Source organism: Candidatus Njordibacter sp. Uisw_056 (genome assembly GCF_047730085.1).
In the GTDB taxonomy this organism is placed as follows: domain Bacteria; phylum Pseudomonadota; class Gammaproteobacteria; order Pseudomonadales; family Balneatricaceae; genus Njordibacter.
In genome coordinates this window covers 762,234-780,285 of the sequence record NZ_CP159830.1, presented here as the reverse complement: position 1 = coordinate 780,285, position 18,052 = coordinate 762,234, and the positions used below count along the sequence as shown (strand labels likewise).

Genomic DNA, 18,052 nt, shown 5'->3' with positions numbered 1-18,052 from the left:
TTCTACCTAAGCAAAGGTATCTACATCACCATCATGGCCACTGTTATTACCCAACCTTGTGCTTGGTATTTCTTCTGTAGGGGTATTTCTCAATGTTTCGCTCAATTGCCAATCTGGCTTCTCACCATGGGTTTGTTGCTGGCCTTGGCCATCGTGACCTACAGATACACCAGCTAATTGTAAGCCACTGGTTTCAAGTTGTTCTCTAAGTCGGGGCAAGCTTGATTCAAGTAATTCACGTACTCCAGCATTACCGCTAAGAAGTTGCGTTTGTAACACCCCATCTTCCATTATTAAATTAATACTCACCTGTCCCAAGCGTGCTGGGTTAAGAGATAAGTTTGCCTGCCAGCGGCCTTCTTTAACCATCCGTTGTAGCTGCTGGCCCAATTGGTCTTGCACTAGGCGGGCCGCCGCTTGAGCTGGTCCATCACCTTGCATAAGGCTGGTAAAGCGCTGACTTAAGTCCATGCCAGAGGCGTCTGAACTGGTTGCTGCACCCAGGCTAGATGGACCGTGAGTCAATGATGCTGCCGCCTTAAAGTTAGCCCCTGTGTAACTAACTAGAGCCGGCGCTTCCAAAAAATTTGCAGTGCTACTGGCTGCTAAAGAGACGCCTGTAAACTGATCTAATTTTTGGACTAATAGGGGCGTAAGGGTAATCCCTGTTAATGTTGCGGCAGCATTAGAAGCAGCCGCTGAAGCTGCGTTTAACTGGCTCGTCGGCACTCCGGATGCCTGGGCCTTAGTGAGCATAATATTAAGGGTATTCGCTAACGCCATTTTCTTATCAGCCATTTGGTTAACAGCACGTGCTTCACGCTGTTGCAAAAATGACTGTGTGGCCATTTGCTGGCCACGCACCATAAGGACATCTGCATCAGTGAGCGCTCCTGATTCTGTGCCCCGGATAACTAACTTTGCTACAGCTGGGTCTATGCCCAACTGAACAGCTAACCCCTGCAACTGTTGGTCAGAAAAATTCATCTTGTTGTTCGTATAGTGAGTCGGAGCAACCGCAATGGAGCTCTGAGCCATGTCTACCAGGGGTTGTAATTGAGTAATAAAGCTCAGGTCATCTATTTGCGAGTGCTGCTGTAATGAAAGCGTGGCCAGTAATTGTTGAGAAGACTGCGCCTGTTGTCGCATAGAGATGGCATCAGTCGGCAAATTATTGCCACTTGACTGGCCATTGCCACCTAATTCTTTCACATGACCAGTGCTCACTTGATCACTCAAAACCTGATCAAACACGCCTTGGGTAGCAGAAGACTTAGGGGCTGAGTTAATCCCTGACCCCGCTTTATTAGCCACTTTTAGTAAATTTAGCGTATCTATTTGAACCATAATAACCAGTCTAACTAGTGTCAGTTAATCGTCAGAATAGACATCATCAGCTATTCTTTATCTTCTTGACATAACTCTATGCAAGAATCACTCCAATACAACTAAGTTAACGACGAGTATATATTTGTGTAGCGACAGCATCCATTTGCTTAGCATCTAGCGCGTTTATTGCAGCTGATTTTGCTATTTTTGCTTGTTCTGTCAGCATTTCGCTCATTCGAGACTTTTGCAATTTTAGTAGCGTTTGGGCCTGGGCTTGCTGCAGTTTGTCCTGTAACCCTTGACGCTGCGCCAATTGATCCACTTCCATTTGCATTAATTGCTGTAAAAACTGACGGGTTCGTACCAACTTTTCAGTACTACTGGCACCTTGCTGCAGGCTGACCAAGTCGTGTTGATAGTCTTGTTGATATTGACGTACTTTCAGTACTGAAGCGTCAATAGTGTCAATACTTTGCCTAACTTGCTGCTCTCTTTTGAGAGCGAGTTGGTATTGTTGATGTTGTATTTTACCCAAGCTGGTAAATCGATCCATTTTGCTGATAGCCATAGTGCTAGTCCACTTTTAGTTGTCGACTCGGCATTAACATGTCGTTAAGGCAGGGCCTGCAGGGTTTCCGTTTTTTGGAATTCATGCTTTGGTGGCTGGGCAAGGAGCTGTAAATGATCCAAGCTTGTGGCCATATCACATGAGTCATGCATTCCTTGTTGCAAGAATCGATCCATATCTAACTTTTTATCTAAAGCGTGGTCTAGAAGGATATTTTTTCCAGCCTGGTAAGCACCCACAGTAATTAAATCTTTATTATCAGCGTAGCTACTCAACCACTGCCGTAACTGTTTACCTTCATTTTTTTGACTTAGGCTTTGAAGTGCAGGAGCCAACCGACTAATAGACTGATTAATATCGATAGCGGGGTAATGACCAGTGCCTGCTAGCTCTCGGCTCAGAACAATATGCCCGTCTAATACAGATCGAGCAGCATCTACTACAGGGTCTAGTTGATCATCCCCTTCTGCCAAGACTGTATAAAAAGCCGTAATAGACCCTTGGCTATCTTCGTGCCCATTACCTGCGCGCTCCATAAGATTTGGAATTAAAGTAAACACGGAGGGTGGATAACCTTTGCTGGTGGGCGGTTCACCAATCGCCAATCCAATTTCACGCTGTGCTTGAGCCACACGGGAAATAGAATCCATCAGTAGCAGAACAGATTTACCTTGATCTCTAAAAAATTCTGCAATGGTGGTGGCTAGCCTGGCTGCATGCAACCGCGTTACTGGAGACGTATCGCCAGGGGCTGCTACAACCACGGAACGTGCCAGCCCCTCTTCGCCCAAGGAATCAAGCACAAACTCTTGAACTTCTCGCCCACGCTCGCCTATCAGGCCTATGATAATAACTTCGGCTTGAGTAAAGCGTGTCATCATGCCCATAAGCACACTTTTACCCACACCTGACCCTGCCATCAAACCTAATCTTTGGCCACAGCCCACAGTGAGAAGAGCATTAATACTTCGCACACCAACATCTAAAGCTTGGTCAATAGGCCGGCGCTTCAACGGGTTAATAGATTGGCCAAGAATACTACGGTATTCTTCAGCCAAGATGGCTGGACCACCATCTAGTGGCTGGCCCATGCCATCTAACACCCGGCCTAGCATAGACCGGCTCATGGGGGTGTTTTGTGACTTTAATTGAGGTTTAACTTTAAACCCTGCGGCAATCCCCTGCAGCCTTCCAAAGGGCATTAACAACAGCTTCCCGTCGCCAAAACCAACCACTTCTGCCATTAGTATGGCACCGTCAGGGCTTATAATGTCGCAATAGGACCCTATCGGTGCATTAACGCCGCTGGCCTCCAAAGTTAACCCAAGCACACGCGTCAATTTCCCGTGTGGTTGCGCTTGCTGAAGCTTCACTTGCCCAAGGCTTTGAACTAACTTATCAGATAAACTAGTCATCTTCAGCGGCTTTTTTTTGCTGTTCAGGGGCTTGGGCCTGTTGCTGTTCGTTTAAGGACTGCGCCACAGGGCTGTGAGGGTCTTGCAACTGAGGCTCTGGATTTTGCGCTGGCTCAATCATTTGCATGGGGTCAATAAAATGATCATCTACAAAGCCAAACACTTGTTGGGATATCTGCGCTAACCGGTCTTCTATTAGGTCTTCTACCCAACTCCCCGCATGCTCTATTTTAATACTTCCCAAAGAAATATCATCGCTTGGCTTTAATACCACCTGATCTGGTAACCCATGGTGGTGCTGCAAACGCTCAAAATCCAGCGAACTCACTTGAACTTGAACCACAGACCGAGTGGTTTGAAGCTGTTGCATGCTCAGCATAATTAAACGTTCAATAGTACTTGAGGATAAACTTAGCTCCCCGCGCACGAGTTCCTTAGCTAAGTGCACAGCCAACGTTTGCATGGGTTGCAGCAACTCATCAGACAATGTGTCGGCCACCTGATTTAGATGGCTTACAGCCTTTTTTATATCTTGGTTACGTTGTTCGTCTAAAGCCTGAACCTGTTGTTGCCCCGCTTCAATGCCTTTAACTTCACCTTCAGACTGCCCCAAAGTAAAGCCTTGGTCATAACCTTGCTGATAACTGGCTTCATGAGCTTGCGTTTGGCTGGTGCTAATCTCTGGTGACGCCATAACTTCATCAGCTCCATCTTCATCAGTTCCATCTTCATTAGCTCCACCTGCATCAGCTACAAGTTTATCAGTAGTACCTTGATCCTTATGGTCCTTATTCACACTACTCTCTTCAGCAGCAACAGCAACAGCAACATCATCCTCATTTTGGGGGATACTAAAGGCCTGCCAATCTTCATTTTTTACCTGAGTTTGCCTCACAATAGCCATTTTATCCGGATAAAAATCAACTTTTGATTCAGCTTTAGTGTCCGACAGAACAGAAATAAAAGGTTTAAAACAAGCACCATCATCGGCTATGGGTGCCGTCCAGGTTTGGTAATTACCAGCAAGTGCGTGTTTAACTACCTTGTCAGACAAAATCAGCTCCATTGCCTAACATCACTTCTCCAGCATCTGACAACCGTCGCGCGATAAGAAGAATCTCTTTTTGGGCTTCTTCCACGTCACTAATGCGCACTGGGCCGCTAGCTTCCATATCGTCTAAGAAGAGTTCTCCACCCCGGGCGGACATGTTCTCCACAAACGCATTTTTAACAGCGTCATCTGTCCCTTTCAAAGCGATCATCAGCTTTTCTGTTTCTATATTACGAATAAGGGTTTGAAGGCTGCGCGCATCCAAGCTTTGTAGGTTAGCAAAGATAAACATATTATCTTTTATACGGCCTGTGAGGGCTTCATCCGCATCCATAAGGCTATTCATGATCTGGCTTTCCATTTCAGCCTTGGCAAAGTTCATAATTTTAGCCGCTCGGGTGACTCCGCCTACATCCGTAGATTTTAGTGCAGAGTTGTCGGCGAATTGCTTCTTCATAATAACCTCAAGCTCTTCTAGCGCTTCTGGTTGGATGATTTCTAAGTTGGCTATTCGCATAATAACGTCTGGGCGTAATTCTTTTGGAAAATGACGCAATACATCGGCAGCTAACTCATGCTCTAAAAGGGATACAGTGATAGCAATTATTTGTGGGTGCTCACTCCGAATCATCTCAGCAATAGACCGAGCATCCATCCAATTAAGCATATCTAACCCACGGCCTGCCCGAGATGGAATGATACGATTAAGCACACTAGATGCCTTGCCATCACCTAAGGCTTTTGTAAGCACCCGTTGGACATAATCACTGGTACCCATAGACAAGTTGGTTTGTTGTTTCATAATCACAACAAATTCATCCAGCACCATATCTACAGTAGTTTGTGAAACGTTACTCACAGACACCATCGCCGCTCCTAATTGTTGAACCTCACGTGGTGGCATGTGTGCAATCACATCTGCAGCCTCTTCCTCCCCCAGAACCATCATGAAAATGGCTGTTTTTTGGGCATTGTTTAAAGCCTTAAACTCGCTGCTGTCTGCTACGCTAATAGTGGGTTCTTTAGGTGCTGTTGGTGTGTTTTCTTCAGCCGGCATATTGCTTTCTCGATTCTAAAATATCTATTCCAATGATTGGGTCTAAACTCACGCCTCTGCTTTAACCCAATTTAAAATAACCCCAGCCACACGCTTCGAATCTTCTTTAACTAACATTCTCATTAGCGCTGCTTTATCGTCATAACTATTGGCCATATCCAACATTTCTGGAGATACAGCAGATTTGGCAGAGTTCTGCAATTTGGCTTTAATCAACTCTATACCTTCTTCTTCTTCAGGCTCTTCGGTCTTTTGTAGAGTACTCAAGCCTTTGCCCCGCCCTGAACTGGCAACAACAGCGGTTGAGGCAGCCAGTTCACCCACTGCTTTAGTCCCTACTAGGTTTTTAATTGCCGGCCTAAGAACGAGTAAGATAAACACTAAAGCCAGTAGTGCTAATAAAATTTTACCCACCAAATTTTGCAACCAAACTTGCTCCCATATTGGCGCTGCTGGAACTTGCTCTTCCACCTGAAAAGCCATTCCCAGTACCGTAACATTGTCTCCTCGCAAGGTGTCAAAACCCACTGCAGTTTTAACCAAATTTTCCAAGCGCTGAATCTGATCTTCTGTTATTGGCTGACGTTCCTGTTCACCTTGATCGTTTATGGTGAAGGGTTCATCAATGACTACGGATATGCTTAAACGCTTTAACTCTCCAGCAGCAAGCTTAGTATGCTGGATAGTGCGATCAATTTCGTAATTACGCGTACGGTTCAGGTCTCCTGAAGGCCCAGCAACATTTAAACCGCTTTGAGTCACTAGCATTGGCTGGTTTTGGTTTTGGTTTTGGTTTTCTTTCATTACTGGGTCTGCTGGCCGTTCGTTAGATAAACTTCCAGGCACACCCAGCCCTGAGACACCAACCTTTTGACTTCCACCTTGAGAGAGCTGTTCACTGCGTATGGCTATCGTGTCAGGGTTAAAGTTTTCTTGGGTTATTTCCTGCACCGTAAAGTCCATGTCGGCATTCACTTCTGCCCGCAACTTATTGACACCGACCAAGGGGGTTAACAATGATTGAATACGCTGTTGGTACATTTTTTCTAGCTTATTACGGTAACTTAACTGCTTATCACTCATGCCCAAACCACTTGAGTCTTCATCATTTGCCAATAAATTACCAAATTGATCCACTACAGAGACATTTCTAGCTTCTAAATAGGGCACACTGGAGGCCACCATATGCACCACAGCCTGCGCCTGCGCATCGGATAAACGGCGCCCTTGAGACAGCGTTAAAATCACCGATGCTGTGGGTTCAACACGGTTACGCACAAACACAGACTGCTTAGGCACTGCTAGATGCACTCTGGCTGCCTGCACCGCTTGAATACTGCTAATTGAATGTGCTAATTCCTCTTCAATGGCTAATTGATAGCGCTTTTGTTCAATAAACTGACTAGTTCCCATGGATTGCTGGTCGCGGATCATGGCAAATCCGTCTGTCGACGTTGCGGGAATACCTTGGCTAGCTAGCACCATTTTAGCCTGATGATACATGTCATTAGGCACACTCACAGAGCCAGTTGCAGCATCAATTTCTACTGGCATGCCAGATTTTTGCAGGCTTTCAAAAGCAGCAGCCTGATCTACGCCACTCATACCAGGAAATAATGGCCGATAACTGGCTTTATTTAATGCCATATACACCATTACCATGACTAACAAAGCAAATACCGTAACCGCTAATGGTAAGGTACGTCGCACAGCTGGTTGTGCCAAAAACTCCGCCCACATACCTTGGGGCACAGATTGCTGGGGGCTAACTTCACCTTGTGGTAATGCAGTTTGAGTCATTGTCGTCTCTGCCATGGGGTAATCCTAAACCTTTTCGGAATCATTTTTTTGTGTGTAAGGGAGCCTAAACCGGCATTTTCATAATGTCTTGATAAGCAGACAGCACTTTGTTTCTCACCTGCAGCGTGGCTTGATAAGCCATAGACGATTTTTGCATACTCAACATAACGTCTGCTAAAGGAATATCTGCTCCACGGTCATAAGCTTCGGCCATATGCTTTGCTGTCATTTGAGTTTCATTGACAGACTTAAGGCTAGAAGAGAGTGCATCACCAAAACTAGAAGCCCCTTCAGCTTGGTTTACGCCACCACTACTGGGTAACTGAGCCTGAGATTGGCTGGCCATGATGCGCATCTGGTTAATCATACCCTGCATTGCGTTCGTGCTATTTATTGTCATGTTTTTTAGTCTCTAACCAGGTATGGCGATGCCAAGATCTTTCATCTTAGCTAGCCTATAACGTAAAGTTCGCGGGCTAATACCCAATTCAAGAGCAGCCTCTTTGCGGCTGCCATTAAGGCGGCCTAACGTTGTTACAATCATTTTTTGTTCACTGTCACGTGCGACTTCAGACAAACCGCGATGTTGCGAATCTGGCCCAACATAGCCACCATCCGTGCCCGTTGCTTGGTAAGCCTGGCACAGTTCTTGTGGCATCGGTGGTTCAACGACCGTAGGCAATGAATTGATATTTTTCACCAACCCAACACTTGGCATTTGTTCCATAAAGTCATCTAGGCCTCCATCGACCAACAAATGCTCTAGCCCTATTGCCCCACCTACTGCCAGCACCAAGGCGCGCTGAACTACGTTTTCTAGCTCGCGCACATTACCAGGCCAAGAATAAGACTGCAAAAACCCCAAAGCGGCCGAATCAAACTGAGCATTAACCGCGGCAGCCCCCATGCTGCCGCGATAACGCTGTAATAAAAATTGAGCAATTGGCAAAATATCTTGGGCCCGATCTCGAAGCGGTAATAACTTAAGGGGGAATACGTTGAGGCGGTAATAGAGGTCTTCTCTAAATCGTTTTTCTAGAACTTCTTTTTGCAAGTTGCGGTTGGTCGCAGCAATAATACGAGTATCTAATTTAATAACCTCGGTGCCGCCCAAACGTTTAAGTTCTTTTTCTTGCACCACTCGCAATAACTTGGCCTGCAAAGAGAATGGCAGCTCACCCACTTCGTCTAAAAATAAAGTGCCGCCTTGAGCCTGCTCAAATAAACCCAAATAGCGCTGATGAGCGCCGGTAAAGGAACCTTTTTCATGGCCAAAAAGCATATCTTCTAACATCGTCTCTGGGATCGATGCGCAGTTAACAGCCACAAACTCACCTTCAGACCTAGGTGATGCTTGGTGAATATGTTTGGCTAATACTTCTTTTCCAGCACCCGACTCACCACCGATAAGTACGGTAACGTCAGTTTTTGCAACCCGTTCTGACAGCGCTAAAAGCTGTTGGCTACGAATGTCCCGGCAAATAAAACCATCCGGTTTGCGCGCTAACAAATGGCGTAAATAACGCTTAAAATGACCGGGCTCAATAGGCAGTGTTAACACGTTTTTAGCGCCCAGGGCCATCGCTGTTACGGCAGTATGCACGTCGCTCGAATCTACTAATACCAATACATCAGCACGATGGAGGGACTCTGCTAATTGTTTGAATACAGCCGCTAGAGGTACTTGCAAATTGGTAGCGTTAATCACCAGTAACTCAATCTGACTGCGGCTCAAAAAAACCCTTAGCTCATTCAAATCGTGTGCTGGCAGCACCGCCATGCCAGCACTACTGGCCATTTCGGCGAGCATATCTAGGCCTGTGTCTTGGCTATCTAGTATTGCAACTGTTGCGTTGGTATTGGCCATCATTGAATCCACTTGTGGTTTGCCCAAGGGCGTAAAACTCTACACAAGCTTAAATGCAATTTTAATGCCATAAAGATAGAAATGGTTTAACTAATTGTTTTTTATAGTTTTTTATTGGTAACGCGAGGCTGGTATTGAAAAATAGACGGTATTACGTCAATATTAATGAGGGTCTTACAACTGGTATTTCTTAATTTTTTCGATCAATGTCGTACGCCTGACACACAATAAATCTGCAGCTTTACTGACATTACCTAAGGTTGCATCAAGTGCTTTTTGGATAAGCTGAGTTTCTACCGCAATGAGTTGCTGCTTAAGGTCACACCCTTGGCTGATGTCGATGCCTGATACCAACCCATCGGCTAATTGCTGGGTATTAGTAAGCTGTTTATCAACCACTAGGGGCGCAAACAAACTGGGTGGGGTGGCCGCTTGAGGAAGTAACACTAATTCAGCTTGAGCCTCCTCTGCCATCATTTCTGAAAGCAATCTGGGCGTACTCGGTTTAAGGTGTTGCACGGTGATTTTTTTGCCTGGGTACAAAATACTCATGCGTTCAACTAAATTGCGCAGCTCTCGACAATTGCCTTTCCATTCACGCTGCAGAAGTTCATGTGCTGCATCCATTGATAGCGTGACCGGTGAATCATGATCAAAACTTAGGCTTTTGGCAAAGAAATCCCATAGCAATAGAATATCCTCACCACGATCTCGCAGTGGTGGCACCTGAATAGGAAACACATTAAGCCGGTAGTAAAGGTCTTCACGAAAGCCACCTGAAACCACTTTGGCAGATAAATTTTGATGGGTAGCTGCAACAATGCGAACATTAATCGCACGTGGTTTTTCACTACCTACCCTATCAATCACTTGCTCTTGAAGCACACGGAGCAACTTCACCTGCATGTTTAACGGCATTTCGCCAATTTCATCCAGCAGTAAAGTGCCCTTGTCAGCAAGTTCAAAGCGGCCTCTTTTAGTACTAGAGGCGCCAGAGAATGCACCTTTCTCATGGCCAAACAATTCACTTTCAAGCAGTTCTGCAGGGATTGCACCACAGTTCACAGGCACGTATGAGTATTCACAACGGTCAGACTGTTGGTGTAAAGCCTTAGCAACAAGCTCTTTGCCTGTGCCAGATTCACCAAGAATAAGCACAGAGGCGTTAGACTTGGCAACCTGCTGAATCAGTCGCTTAACCTGCTGCATAGGCACTGAGTTGCCTAACAATAAAGCATCGATATTTAACATAAATAAGGTTCTTATGGCTGGGATTGTCAAAATACCGACGTATCAGATCAAATGCAAGTGAAATTCTGAATTACTTTCAACTACTTATAGTTAGTGCCTAATTACCCGCTATGCTAAATAAATGTTAATTAACACCTCGGATATAGTGCTTATCTAGAGGAATTTGCCCCCAAGACTCTCGAATATCCCTTAACATGGCTTGAATATTTCGGATGGTTTCAGTGTCATTTTTTAACCCCGCAACAAACAGCTCTTGAGCCATATACAGGTACAAGGAATCTAAGTTGTTAGCCAACTCACTACCGGCTTCTATATCTAAGCAATCCCGCATGCCGTTGATAATAGAAATAGCACGGCTGCTTTGTTTGCTACGCAGTGAAATGTTATTTTGCTGAATAGCGCCGATCGTTATGCTCATAGCTTCAATGGCCCCGTCAAATAACATCAATATCAGTTGATGAGGTGACGCATACATTGATTGGGTATCATTCTTAATACGTCCGTATTGAGCCAAAGCTGTCTTAGCGTTCATAGGTGCTTCTTTAGTTTGTGTTTGAGATACTTAACTTATCGACACGCAGCGCAAAAACTTAACAAGATTGGGCCCTAACCCGTTAATTATATTAATCATTTTTAGACGTGAATGGCAGGTTGCCCAGGCTTGATTCAAGGTAGTCTTGCGTCGCCTTCATTTCGTCCATAATCCTACTCATGGTGCTAAATTGCTGCGTATAGCGCGTCTGGATAGCTGCCATTTTTTTATCTAGGTCACTTTGCTCTACTGACAAATATTTTGTTTCATTGCTGTAACTGCCCTCCCTAGTTTTAATAAGGCCGTCAAACGCTAAATAACTGGTTATCTGATGAACAATGTCACCCGCAATACCACGACTTGCACCGTCATAACTGCTTTGGTTATTTGTGTCTGCGCTAAACATTTTAGTAATATCAGTGTAATCACTGGTCAGTGCTGCAGACAAAGCGGTGTCGTTAACTTTAAAGGTGCCATTACGCTGCAACGACACACCGATGTCAGACATACCCATTTTAGTAGCACCCGGGGTAGAGCTGTCTGATGTTAGAAAACCACGCACTTTTTCTCTAATAGCAGTCACCGAGGCATCAGACTTTAGCGCACCGCCTTCCATTGTAGGGGTGCCACTGGCAGTGAGGCCCCTAATAATGCCTTCAAACACATTGTAGGACGCTACTAAATCGTTAATAGACGCCTTGGCTGCGCTGGTGTCTCTACTGACCGACAAAACGACGTCGGTAGTCGTTTCAGACATTAGGTTTAGTTTAAGGCCAGGCACCACACCGCTTATTTGGTTGCTTGCGCTTGACACCAACAACCCATTAACAGTGACTGTGGCATTTTGCGCTGTTTGTATTTTATTGCTGGGGGTTACTAAACCAAACACAGTGTCGTTAATGGTCAGTGCATTACTAGTTCCTTGCGGGCCTTCAACGACAACACGAAATGCACCCACACTGGTTTCTACTATGCGCGCAGACACGTTTGCAGTAAGGGCATTAATGCCGTCCACTAGGTCATTTAACGTTGTAGCACCCGCGGCAAGGGTGACCGTTTCTACACTACCGCTGCCTACTTGAATAGTCACCGATGCAGTGGCCTGATTAGATGATATATCACTATATTCAGAAGATATAATTACGTCATTCTTTGCCAATTGACTAACAGTTAACGTGTAGGTACCCGGCAAGGCACTGGTTGCATCGAAATTAGCCGAGACCATAGCGGGTGCAGAATTAGTTAACGATGAAAAGTTAAAATCAGCTTTATCATCTACCCTAGCAAACGATGTTTGTAAGGTTTGCAGGGCAGATTTAAGCTGCCCAATACCCGATAGTTTAGTATCTACATCTGCTGTGCGCCGGTCTATGGAGGACTGTTTACCCGCTTTTTCTGCAGCCACTAAGGCCGTCACAATTTGCTTCGTGTCAAACCCACCCCCAGCGCCCAAGGCTTGTAAATAATCCGTTTCCATATGGGTCTCCTCAATACTGCAGCCATTTTTGGCCGCTTTATAGAAAATGGCTTAACTTCACCCTACCTTTTGTTACTTCAAAAGCTGTAACACACCTTCGCCAGAAGCATTAGCCTGGGCTAGCATTGCAGTGCCTGCTTGCTGAAGCACTTGCGCTTTAGCAAGGTTTGCTGATTCAACCGCATAGTCTGCATCTTTAATACGAGACAGCGCAGCAGACTGACTTTCCACCCGATTCATCAAGTTAGAGACTGTATGATCAAGCGTTTTAGAGACTGAACCAAGCGTTGCACGGTAGTTGTCCACTTGCTTCAACGCCGTATCAATTTTGTCCAACGCTAAACGTGCATCCCCAGAAGTTTCAATCTTTGAAAGATGTAACCGGGTATTTTCATCCTCAGTGAGGAAAGTGGTAAGGGGGCCTGACGCCACGTCCGCTCCCAAGCCGGTGTCTTTACTATTTATTGTAAGCGCATTTGATGTAACTGAAGCATCTGCGTCTCCACCGGCATTAATTTGCTCAACCAATTTTGTCATTGTGTTGGCATCGCTGGTTTCAAACGCTTGAGCATATGTATCGCCTGCCACAGTTATTTGAATAGAATTACCGGTACTAATCGTAGCAGTACTATAGACGTGGCTCTGCTGAGTAGCAAGGGTAGCAGGGTCAGCGGCAGGAGCGGCAGCAGCTCCAGCAGTTACTGATTTTCCGAAGTTAGCGATAACGGTTGCTCCTGTGCCACCAATGTCCTCAGCCCTCATCTTTTGAAAAGACAGATCTATGGTGTCGGTTAATTTATCACCAACCTGAATTTTTGGAGTGTCCGTTGAGTTAAGAACGCTCACTCCATTGAATTCTGTTGTCTGCGCTATGCGCGTAATTTCGGTCCTAAGAGCGGTATATTCGTTATTCATCGTGGTTAAACTTCCGGACTCATAAGTGCCATTAGACGCCTGCACAGCAAGCTCCTTCATACGACCAAGAATATTACCGATTTCTTCCATACCGCCTTCAGCGACCTGTACCATCGACATACCATCATTGGCGTTTCTTATGCCTTGATTAAGGCTCATCACTTTCACTTCTATTTTATTGGCAATGGCCATGCCAGCAGCATCATCCGCAGCTGAGTTAATCCGTTGACCAGACGCCAAGCGCTCCATAGCCGTTTCCATGTCACCACGTGAGGATTCCAAATGGCGCTGAGCTTGCAAAGACGCCACGTTTGTTCCAATTACCATACCCATACTAAATACTCCTAAAAGTAATAAAAAAATGATCTAACTATGGCAACTAGTTGCCAATACAAAGGACATCTCTTAGCTACATTATGGTGGCAATTCATTGCCGCTGTGTAAGAAATTCCCTAACTAGTTTCTAACAAGCATAAATCGTGCCAATTTTATTTTTAGAGTTACTGGGTAAGTTTAAAGTAAAAAAAAACAGCACCTTATAAAGATGCTGTTTACTCATACCACGCGACTTGATACGTGGGCTAGGCCTTTTGATTAAATATCACCCCAACCATTAGATCAATATTCTCCATGGCTGTTAGCACTTCGGTACTGGGCATTTGCCTAATAATGTCGCCTGTATTTTTATCAGTAATGGTGACCACATCTATGCCTGTTTGTGGGTCAGTACTAAATACAATAGCTTGTTTTTGCATGGCCATAGCGCTATTTAGTTCGGCTAATTTAGTAATCATGTTATTGGGTGTGATAGCCATTTCACCATTAGCGTTCAGCTCTCTTAGCTCTGGTAGGCTTGGGTTCACACTGCTATTAGCTATGCTTGGTAATGCCTGAGCATTCACAGAAAGCGTTTCAACTGCCATAATGCGCTCCTATATTATAACTTAATTAATAGAGTCTGGCTGACGTTTCAGCCAGACTCATGTTATCACTTCAATAGCGATAACACGCTTTGGCCAGAAGCATTAGCCTGGGCTAGCATTGCAGTGCCTGCTTGCTGAAGCACTTGCGCTTTAGCAAGGTTTGCTGATTCAACCGCATAGTCTGCATCTTTAATACGAGACAGCGCAGCAGACTGACTTTCCACCCGATTCATCAAGTTAGAGACTGTATGATCAAGCGTTTTAGAGACTGAACCAAGCGTTGCACGGTAGTTGTCCACTTGCTTCAACGCCGTATCAATTTTGTCCAACGCTAAACGTGCATCCCCAGAAGTTTCAATCTTTGAAAGATGTAACCGGGTATTTTCATCCTCAGTGAGGAAAGTGGTAAGGGGGCCTGACGCCACGTCCGCTCCCAAGCCGGTGTCTTTACTATTTATTGTAAGCGCATTTGATGTAACTGAAGCATCTGCGTCTCCACCGGCATTAATTTGCTCAACCAATTTTGTCATTGTGTTGGCATCGCTGGTTTCAAACGCTTGAGCATATGTATCGCCTGCCACAGTTATTTGAATAGAATTACCGGTACTAATCGTAGCAGTACTATAGACGTGGCTCTGCTGAGTAGCAAGGGTAGCAGGGTCAGCGGCAGGAGCGGCAGCAGCTCCAGCAGTTACTGATTTTCCGAAGTTAGCGATAACGGTTGCTCCTGTGCCACCAATGTCCTCAGCCCTCATCTTTTGAAAAGACAGATCTATGGTGTCGGTACTTTTATCACCAACCTGAATTTTTGGAGTGTTCGTTGAGTTAAGAACGCTCACTCCATTGAATTCTGTACTCGCCGCTATGCGCGTAATTTCGGTCGAAAGAGCTTTATATTCGTTATTCATCGTGGTTAAACTTTCGGTGTCATAAGTGCCATTAGACGCCTGCACAGCAAGCTCCTTCATACGACCAAGAATATTACCGATTTCTTCCATACCGCCTTCAGCGACCTGTACCATCGACATACCATCATTGGCGTTTCTTATGCCTTGATTAAGGCTCATCACTTTCACTTCTATTTTATTGGCAATGACCATGCCAGCAGCATCATCCACAGCTGAGTTAATCCGTTGACCAGACGCCAAGCGCTCCATAGCCGTTTCCATGTCACCACGTGAGGATTCCAAATGGCGCTGAGCTGTTAAAGACGCTACGTTTGTTCCAATTACCATACCCATACTAAGTACTCCTAAAGTAAATAAACCGACCCTATTTCTTTGCACATTCGACCTAGAGAAGGCTCGAATAAGGCTGGGTTAGAATAGCCTTTGGAATAACTATCGGCCGGTGTAGATCAAACTTGAGCATCTTTATGAATTATTTTTTACATACTTAACGTGTTTTTACACCTAAATAATGGGGCTTTTTAGGTTCTAATCATTAAAAGGGCCATATTTTATAGGCCAACTTAGTACCCCAGCCCGCCTTGGTGGCATCTACGTAATCGCCATCACCACTGTAACTAATTTCTGCGTTAGCAATACGCTTAGATAATACGGTATTGTCTGGTTGCACATCTTCTGAGCGAATCATGCCTGAAATTTGAATATACTCATTGCCGTCATTTAGGGTAATCATTTTTTCTCCCCGAATAATCAAATTGCCATTGCTTAACGCTCTTACAACAGTGGCTGAAATATCACCACCTAATGTATTAGATTGTGAGGTACTGCCATTGCCTGTATTGTCTATATTGGTGGCTGCCAATGCGGAAGCCACGGCTAAATCTCCTGGCATTAAAAGGGGCAACGCATTATTATTTGACACCCGAGACGTGACGTTACTTGCACTTTTTTGAGACATGGTTTTTTCACGTAAGATAATGGTGATAATGTCACCGACGCGATAAGCCTTTCTGTCACCAAATAACCCATCATTAATACCACCAGAAAAAATAGAGCCATCGGCGACCGTTTTTGCAATAAGTGCTGGTGGCAGCACGGGTGAGAAATCACTTGTTTTAACTGGCATGGGCGCACTAGCACAAGCACTAAGCAATAAACATAGAAGTATAAACAACCCCAGTTTTGGTACCTGTTTACGCTTTAACATTAACTTGGCCATGTAGTTCACCTCTGTGGAATGATGTGATTTAGTAACGCGAAGGGATAACACGTCTTTAAAGGTTATTGTTGATAAAGCGCAACATGCCATCTGCTGCCGCAATGGCTTTAGAGTTCACTTCATAAGCGCGCTGAGTTTCAATCATGTTCACCATAGATTCCACCACGTTTACGTTTGACGCTTCCAAAGAACCCTGAACGAGTGAACCCGCTCCATTTTGGGTGGGCGTCATCACTTGTGCAGCGCCACTAGCAGAGGTTTCTTTATAATTGTTACCGCCCATGGCCTGCAGGCCAGCTGGATTAATGAAGCTGGCTATTTGAATATTTCCCACTATTTGAGCAGCCGGCTGCCCAGCTGTTTGCACACTCACCGTACCGTCTTTACCAATGGTGATTGAACGTGAATTATTTGGAATGGTAATTGTTGGCTGCAATAAGTTGCCATTAGCAGTCACTAGCTGGCCTATATTGTTTAGCTTAAAAGAACCATCTCGGGTATAACCAATAGAGCCATCGGCACGTAACGTCTGCAAAAAACCATCACCATTAATGGCCACATCAAGGGCGTTATCAGTTTGTATCATGTTGCCTTGGCTATGGATTTTTTCCGTAGCGACAACCCGTGTGCCCGTTCCCACAAGCAGGCCTGTAGGCGAGTTTGAGTTTTGGTCTACCTGTGCCCCAGGCTGGCTGATGGTTTGATAGAGTAGGTCTTCAAATACCGCCCGATCTCGCTTAAAACCAGTGGTATTTACGTTAGCTAGGTTGTTGGCAACAACACTCATCCGACGCTGTTGTGCATCTAAACCTGTTTTAGCAACCCATAATGAGGAATCCATAAAAATCTCCTATTTATTTATTAGTTTAAGCGCATCGTAGACGCAGAGGCTTCATCTATTTCACGAGCATGTTTAATCATATTCACCGTCATTTCGTATTCTCTAGACAAGGCAATCATTCTCACCATAGAATCTACTACATTAACGTTACTGCCTTCTAACGCTCTAGGCGTCACTTTTACCTCAGCACTTGCCGGCAGTTCACCGCTTGGTGCTTGGTATAAACCGTCTTCACGAATGATCAGGTTTTGGCCTTTTGTATCCACTAGTTTAATACGCCCCACTGCCACTTCTTGGCTAGTGCCTGAAGGGACCATAGTGACCGTGCCATTGCTGGTGATCGATATATGGCTTCCTTGAGGCACAGTAATTGGGCCATTATCGCCTAACACTAAACTCCCACTGCCGGTCACTAATGCACCATCCGCAGAAACAGACAAGTCACCCCGCCGAGTGTAAAGATCCTGACCTTCAGGCCCTTGCACAGCGATGGCCCCTAAATCGTTAACGTAAATGTCTAAATCCCGGCCGCTCACCATCATGGTTCCAGGGCTCATATCCACTGCGTTGCTCCTTGTTAACTCAGCCACTGCCCGCGAGTTATGCGTGCCAGGAACATAAATATCCAGGGATCTGGCTTCCTCGTTATAGGACTTCTTAAAACCAGGCGTTACCACGTTAGCTATTTCGTGAGCATTGTTGGTTTGCCTGGCCTGGGTGTTTTTCATACTGTTAAGCACGGTGAATATTAACTTATCCATATTTTCATCTCTGGCATTGTTGCTTTCTACCACCACATAAGCACAGACCGTGCCAAAAAAATCAACTAATTGTTTTATAACCATTTTTTATTATAAAAAAAATAGTTGGCAAATCTTTGCCGCAGTTTTTTTAGCAAA

At 45.1% G+C, this 18,052-nt stretch carries 17 protein-coding genes; all 17 read right to left on the bottom strand.

Going from position 1 to position 18,052, the window contains the following annotated elements; translation table 11 throughout:
• Nucleotides 1-6: 6 nt before the first annotated feature.
• The 17 genes from ABXT60_RS03850 to ABXT60_RS03770 all read right to left on the bottom strand — a co-directional run bounded on the left by ABXT60_RS03850 (nucleotide 7) and on the right by ABXT60_RS03770 (nucleotide 17,998).
• On the bottom strand, nucleotides 7-1,347 hold the full coding sequence (locus tag ABXT60_RS03850) for a flagellar hook-length control protein FliK (RefSeq protein WP_443631442.1): 1,341 nt from the start codon (nucleotides 1,345-1,347) through the stop codon (nucleotides 7-9).
• Nucleotides 1,348-1,453: 106 nt separating this feature from the next.
• Nucleotides 1,454-1,897 carry a hypothetical protein gene (locus tag ABXT60_RS03845; protein ID WP_443631441.1) on the bottom strand — a complete coding sequence of 148 codons (444 nt, stop codon included), beginning with the start codon at nucleotides 1,895-1,897 and terminating at the stop codon, nucleotides 1,454-1,456.
• Nucleotides 1,898-1,941: 44 nt separating this feature from the next.
• Nucleotides 1,942-3,312 (bottom strand): FliI/YscN family ATPase, encoded by a 1,371-nt coding sequence (locus ABXT60_RS03840; protein WP_443631440.1) that lies wholly within the window; start codon nucleotides 3,310-3,312, stop codon nucleotides 1,942-1,944.
• A complete protein-coding gene (locus tag ABXT60_RS03835) occupies nucleotides 3,305-4,366 on the bottom strand; it encodes a FliH/SctL family protein (RefSeq protein ID WP_443631439.1) in 1,062 nt (353 codons plus the stop codon). Before ABXT60_RS03835 ends, ABXT60_RS03840 begins: the two co-directional genes overlap by 8 nt.
• A complete protein-coding gene (fliG, locus tag ABXT60_RS03830) occupies nucleotides 4,359-5,420 on the bottom strand; it encodes a flagellar motor switch protein FliG (RefSeq protein WP_443631438.1) in 1,062 nt (353 codons plus the stop codon). Before fliG ends, ABXT60_RS03835 begins: the two co-directional genes overlap by 8 nt.
• Before the next feature lie 48 nt (nucleotides 5,421-5,468).
• Entirely contained in the window at nucleotides 5,469-7,235 is a 1,767-nt protein-coding gene (fliF, locus tag ABXT60_RS03825) for a flagellar basal-body MS-ring/collar protein FliF (RefSeq protein ID WP_443631437.1), read from the bottom strand.
• 49 nt (nucleotides 7,236-7,284) lie between these two features.
• Nucleotides 7,285-7,620: a flagellar hook-basal body complex protein FliE gene (fliE, locus tag ABXT60_RS03820; RefSeq protein WP_443631436.1), complete on the bottom strand. Its 336-nt coding sequence runs from the start codon at nucleotides 7,618-7,620 to the stop codon at nucleotides 7,285-7,287.
• Nucleotides 7,621-7,632: 12 nt separating this feature from the next.
• Nucleotides 7,633-9,090, bottom strand: a complete 1,458-nt coding sequence (locus ABXT60_RS03815) for a sigma 54-interacting transcriptional regulator (RefSeq protein WP_443631435.1) — start codon at nucleotides 9,088-9,090, stop codon at nucleotides 7,633-7,635.
• Between the two features lie 171 nt (nucleotides 9,091-9,261).
• The gene (locus ABXT60_RS03810) at nucleotides 9,262-10,338 is read right to left on the bottom strand and encodes a sigma-54 interaction domain-containing protein (protein WP_443631434.1); all 1,077 of its coding nucleotides are present in this window, start codon (nucleotides 10,336-10,338) and stop codon (nucleotides 9,262-9,264) included.
• 124 nt (nucleotides 10,339-10,462) lie between these two features.
• Entirely contained in the window at nucleotides 10,463-10,870 is a 408-nt protein-coding gene (gene fliS / locus ABXT60_RS03805; RefSeq protein WP_443631433.1) for a flagellar export chaperone FliS, read from the bottom strand.
• Between the two features lie 91 nt (nucleotides 10,871-10,961).
• The gene (gene fliD, locus ABXT60_RS03800; RefSeq protein WP_443631432.1) at nucleotides 10,962-12,347 is read right to left on the bottom strand and encodes a flagellar filament capping protein FliD; all 1,386 of its coding nucleotides are present in this window, start codon (nucleotides 12,345-12,347) and stop codon (nucleotides 10,962-10,964) included.
• A gap of 72 nt (nucleotides 12,348-12,419) precedes the next feature.
• Complete coding sequence (locus ABXT60_RS03795; RefSeq protein ID WP_443631431.1) at nucleotides 12,420-13,595, bottom strand: flagellin N-terminal helical domain-containing protein; 1,176 nt, start codon at nucleotides 13,593-13,595, stop codon at nucleotides 12,420-12,422.
• 248 nt (nucleotides 13,596-13,843) lie between these two features.
• A complete protein-coding gene (locus ABXT60_RS03790; protein ID WP_443631430.1) occupies nucleotides 13,844-14,185 on the bottom strand; it encodes a flagellar protein FlaG in 342 nt (113 codons plus the stop codon).
• 65 nt (nucleotides 14,186-14,250) lie between these two features.
• A complete protein-coding gene (locus ABXT60_RS03785; protein WP_443631429.1) occupies nucleotides 14,251-15,426 on the bottom strand; it encodes a flagellin N-terminal helical domain-containing protein in 1,176 nt (391 codons plus the stop codon).
• 202 nt (nucleotides 15,427-15,628) lie between these two features.
• A complete protein-coding gene (locus tag ABXT60_RS03780; protein WP_443631428.1) occupies nucleotides 15,629-16,312 on the bottom strand; it encodes a flagellar basal body L-ring protein FlgH in 684 nt (227 codons plus the stop codon).
• A 55-nt stretch (nucleotides 16,313-16,367) separates the two neighbouring features.
• Complete coding sequence (flgG, locus tag ABXT60_RS03775; RefSeq protein ID WP_443631427.1) at nucleotides 16,368-17,153, bottom strand: flagellar basal-body rod protein FlgG; 786 nt, start codon at nucleotides 17,151-17,153, stop codon at nucleotides 16,368-16,370.
• 20 nt (nucleotides 17,154-17,173) lie between these two features.
• On the bottom strand, nucleotides 17,174-17,998 hold the full coding sequence (locus ABXT60_RS03770; RefSeq protein WP_443631426.1) for a flagellar basal body rod protein FlgF: 825 nt from the start codon (nucleotides 17,996-17,998) through the stop codon (nucleotides 17,174-17,176).
• Between the last annotated feature and the right edge of the window lie 54 nt (nucleotides 17,999-18,052).

Excerpts from the sequence above, each read along its gene's own strand:
- fliS (WP_443631433.1), bottom strand. The coding sequence starts at position 10,870 with ATGAACGCTAAGACAGCTTTGGCTCAATACGGACGTATTAAGAATGAT.
- ABXT60_RS03785 (WP_443631429.1), bottom strand. The coding sequence starts at position 15,426 with ATGGGTATGGTAATTGGAACAAACGTAGCGTCTTTAACAGCTCAGCGC.
- ABXT60_RS03810 (WP_443631434.1), bottom strand. The coding sequence starts at position 10,338 with ATGTTAAATATCGATGCTTTATTGTTAGGCAACTCAGTGCCTATGCAG.
- ABXT60_RS03845 (WP_443631441.1), bottom strand. The coding sequence starts at position 1,897 with ATGGCTATCAGCAAAATGGATCGATTTACCAGCTTGGGTAAAATACAA.
- flgG (WP_443631427.1), bottom strand. The coding sequence starts at position 17,153 with ATGGATTCCTCATTATGGGTTGCTAAAACAGGTTTAGATGCACAACAG.
- fliF (WP_443631437.1), bottom strand. The coding sequence starts at position 7,235 with ATGGCAGAGACGACAATGACTCAAACTGCATTACCACAAGGTGAAGTT.
- fliG (WP_443631438.1), bottom strand. The coding sequence starts at position 5,420 with ATGCCGGCTGAAGAAAACACACCAACAGCACCTAAAGAACCCACTATT.
- ABXT60_RS03840 (WP_443631440.1), bottom strand. The coding sequence starts at position 3,312 with ATGACTAGTTTATCTGATAAGTTAGTTCAAAGCCTTGGGCAAGTGAAG.
- fliE (WP_443631436.1), bottom strand. The coding sequence starts at position 7,620 with ATGACAATAAATAGCACGAACGCAATGCAGGGTATGATTAACCAGATG.
- ABXT60_RS03850 (WP_443631442.1), bottom strand. The coding sequence starts at position 1,347 with ATGGTTCAAATAGATACGCTAAATTTACTAAAAGTGGCTAATAAAGCG.
- fliD (WP_443631432.1), bottom strand. The coding sequence starts at position 12,347 with ATGGAAACGGATTATTTACAAGCCTTGGGCGCTGGGGGTGGGTTTGAC.
- ABXT60_RS03815 (WP_443631435.1), bottom strand. The coding sequence starts at position 9,090 with ATGATGGCCAATACCAACGCAACAGTTGCAATACTAGATAGCCAAGAC.
- ABXT60_RS03770 (WP_443631426.1), bottom strand. The coding sequence starts at position 17,998 with ATGGTTATAAAACAATTAGTTGATTTTTTTGGCACGGTCTGTGCTTAT.
- ABXT60_RS03795 (WP_443631431.1), bottom strand. The coding sequence starts at position 13,595 with ATGGGTATGGTAATTGGAACAAACGTGGCGTCTTTGCAAGCTCAGCGC.
- ABXT60_RS03790 (WP_443631430.1), bottom strand. The coding sequence starts at position 14,185 with ATGGCAGTTGAAACGCTTTCTGTGAATGCTCAGGCATTACCAAGCATA.
- ABXT60_RS03780 (WP_443631428.1), bottom strand. The coding sequence starts at position 16,312 with ATGGCCAAGTTAATGTTAAAGCGTAAACAGGTACCAAAACTGGGGTTG.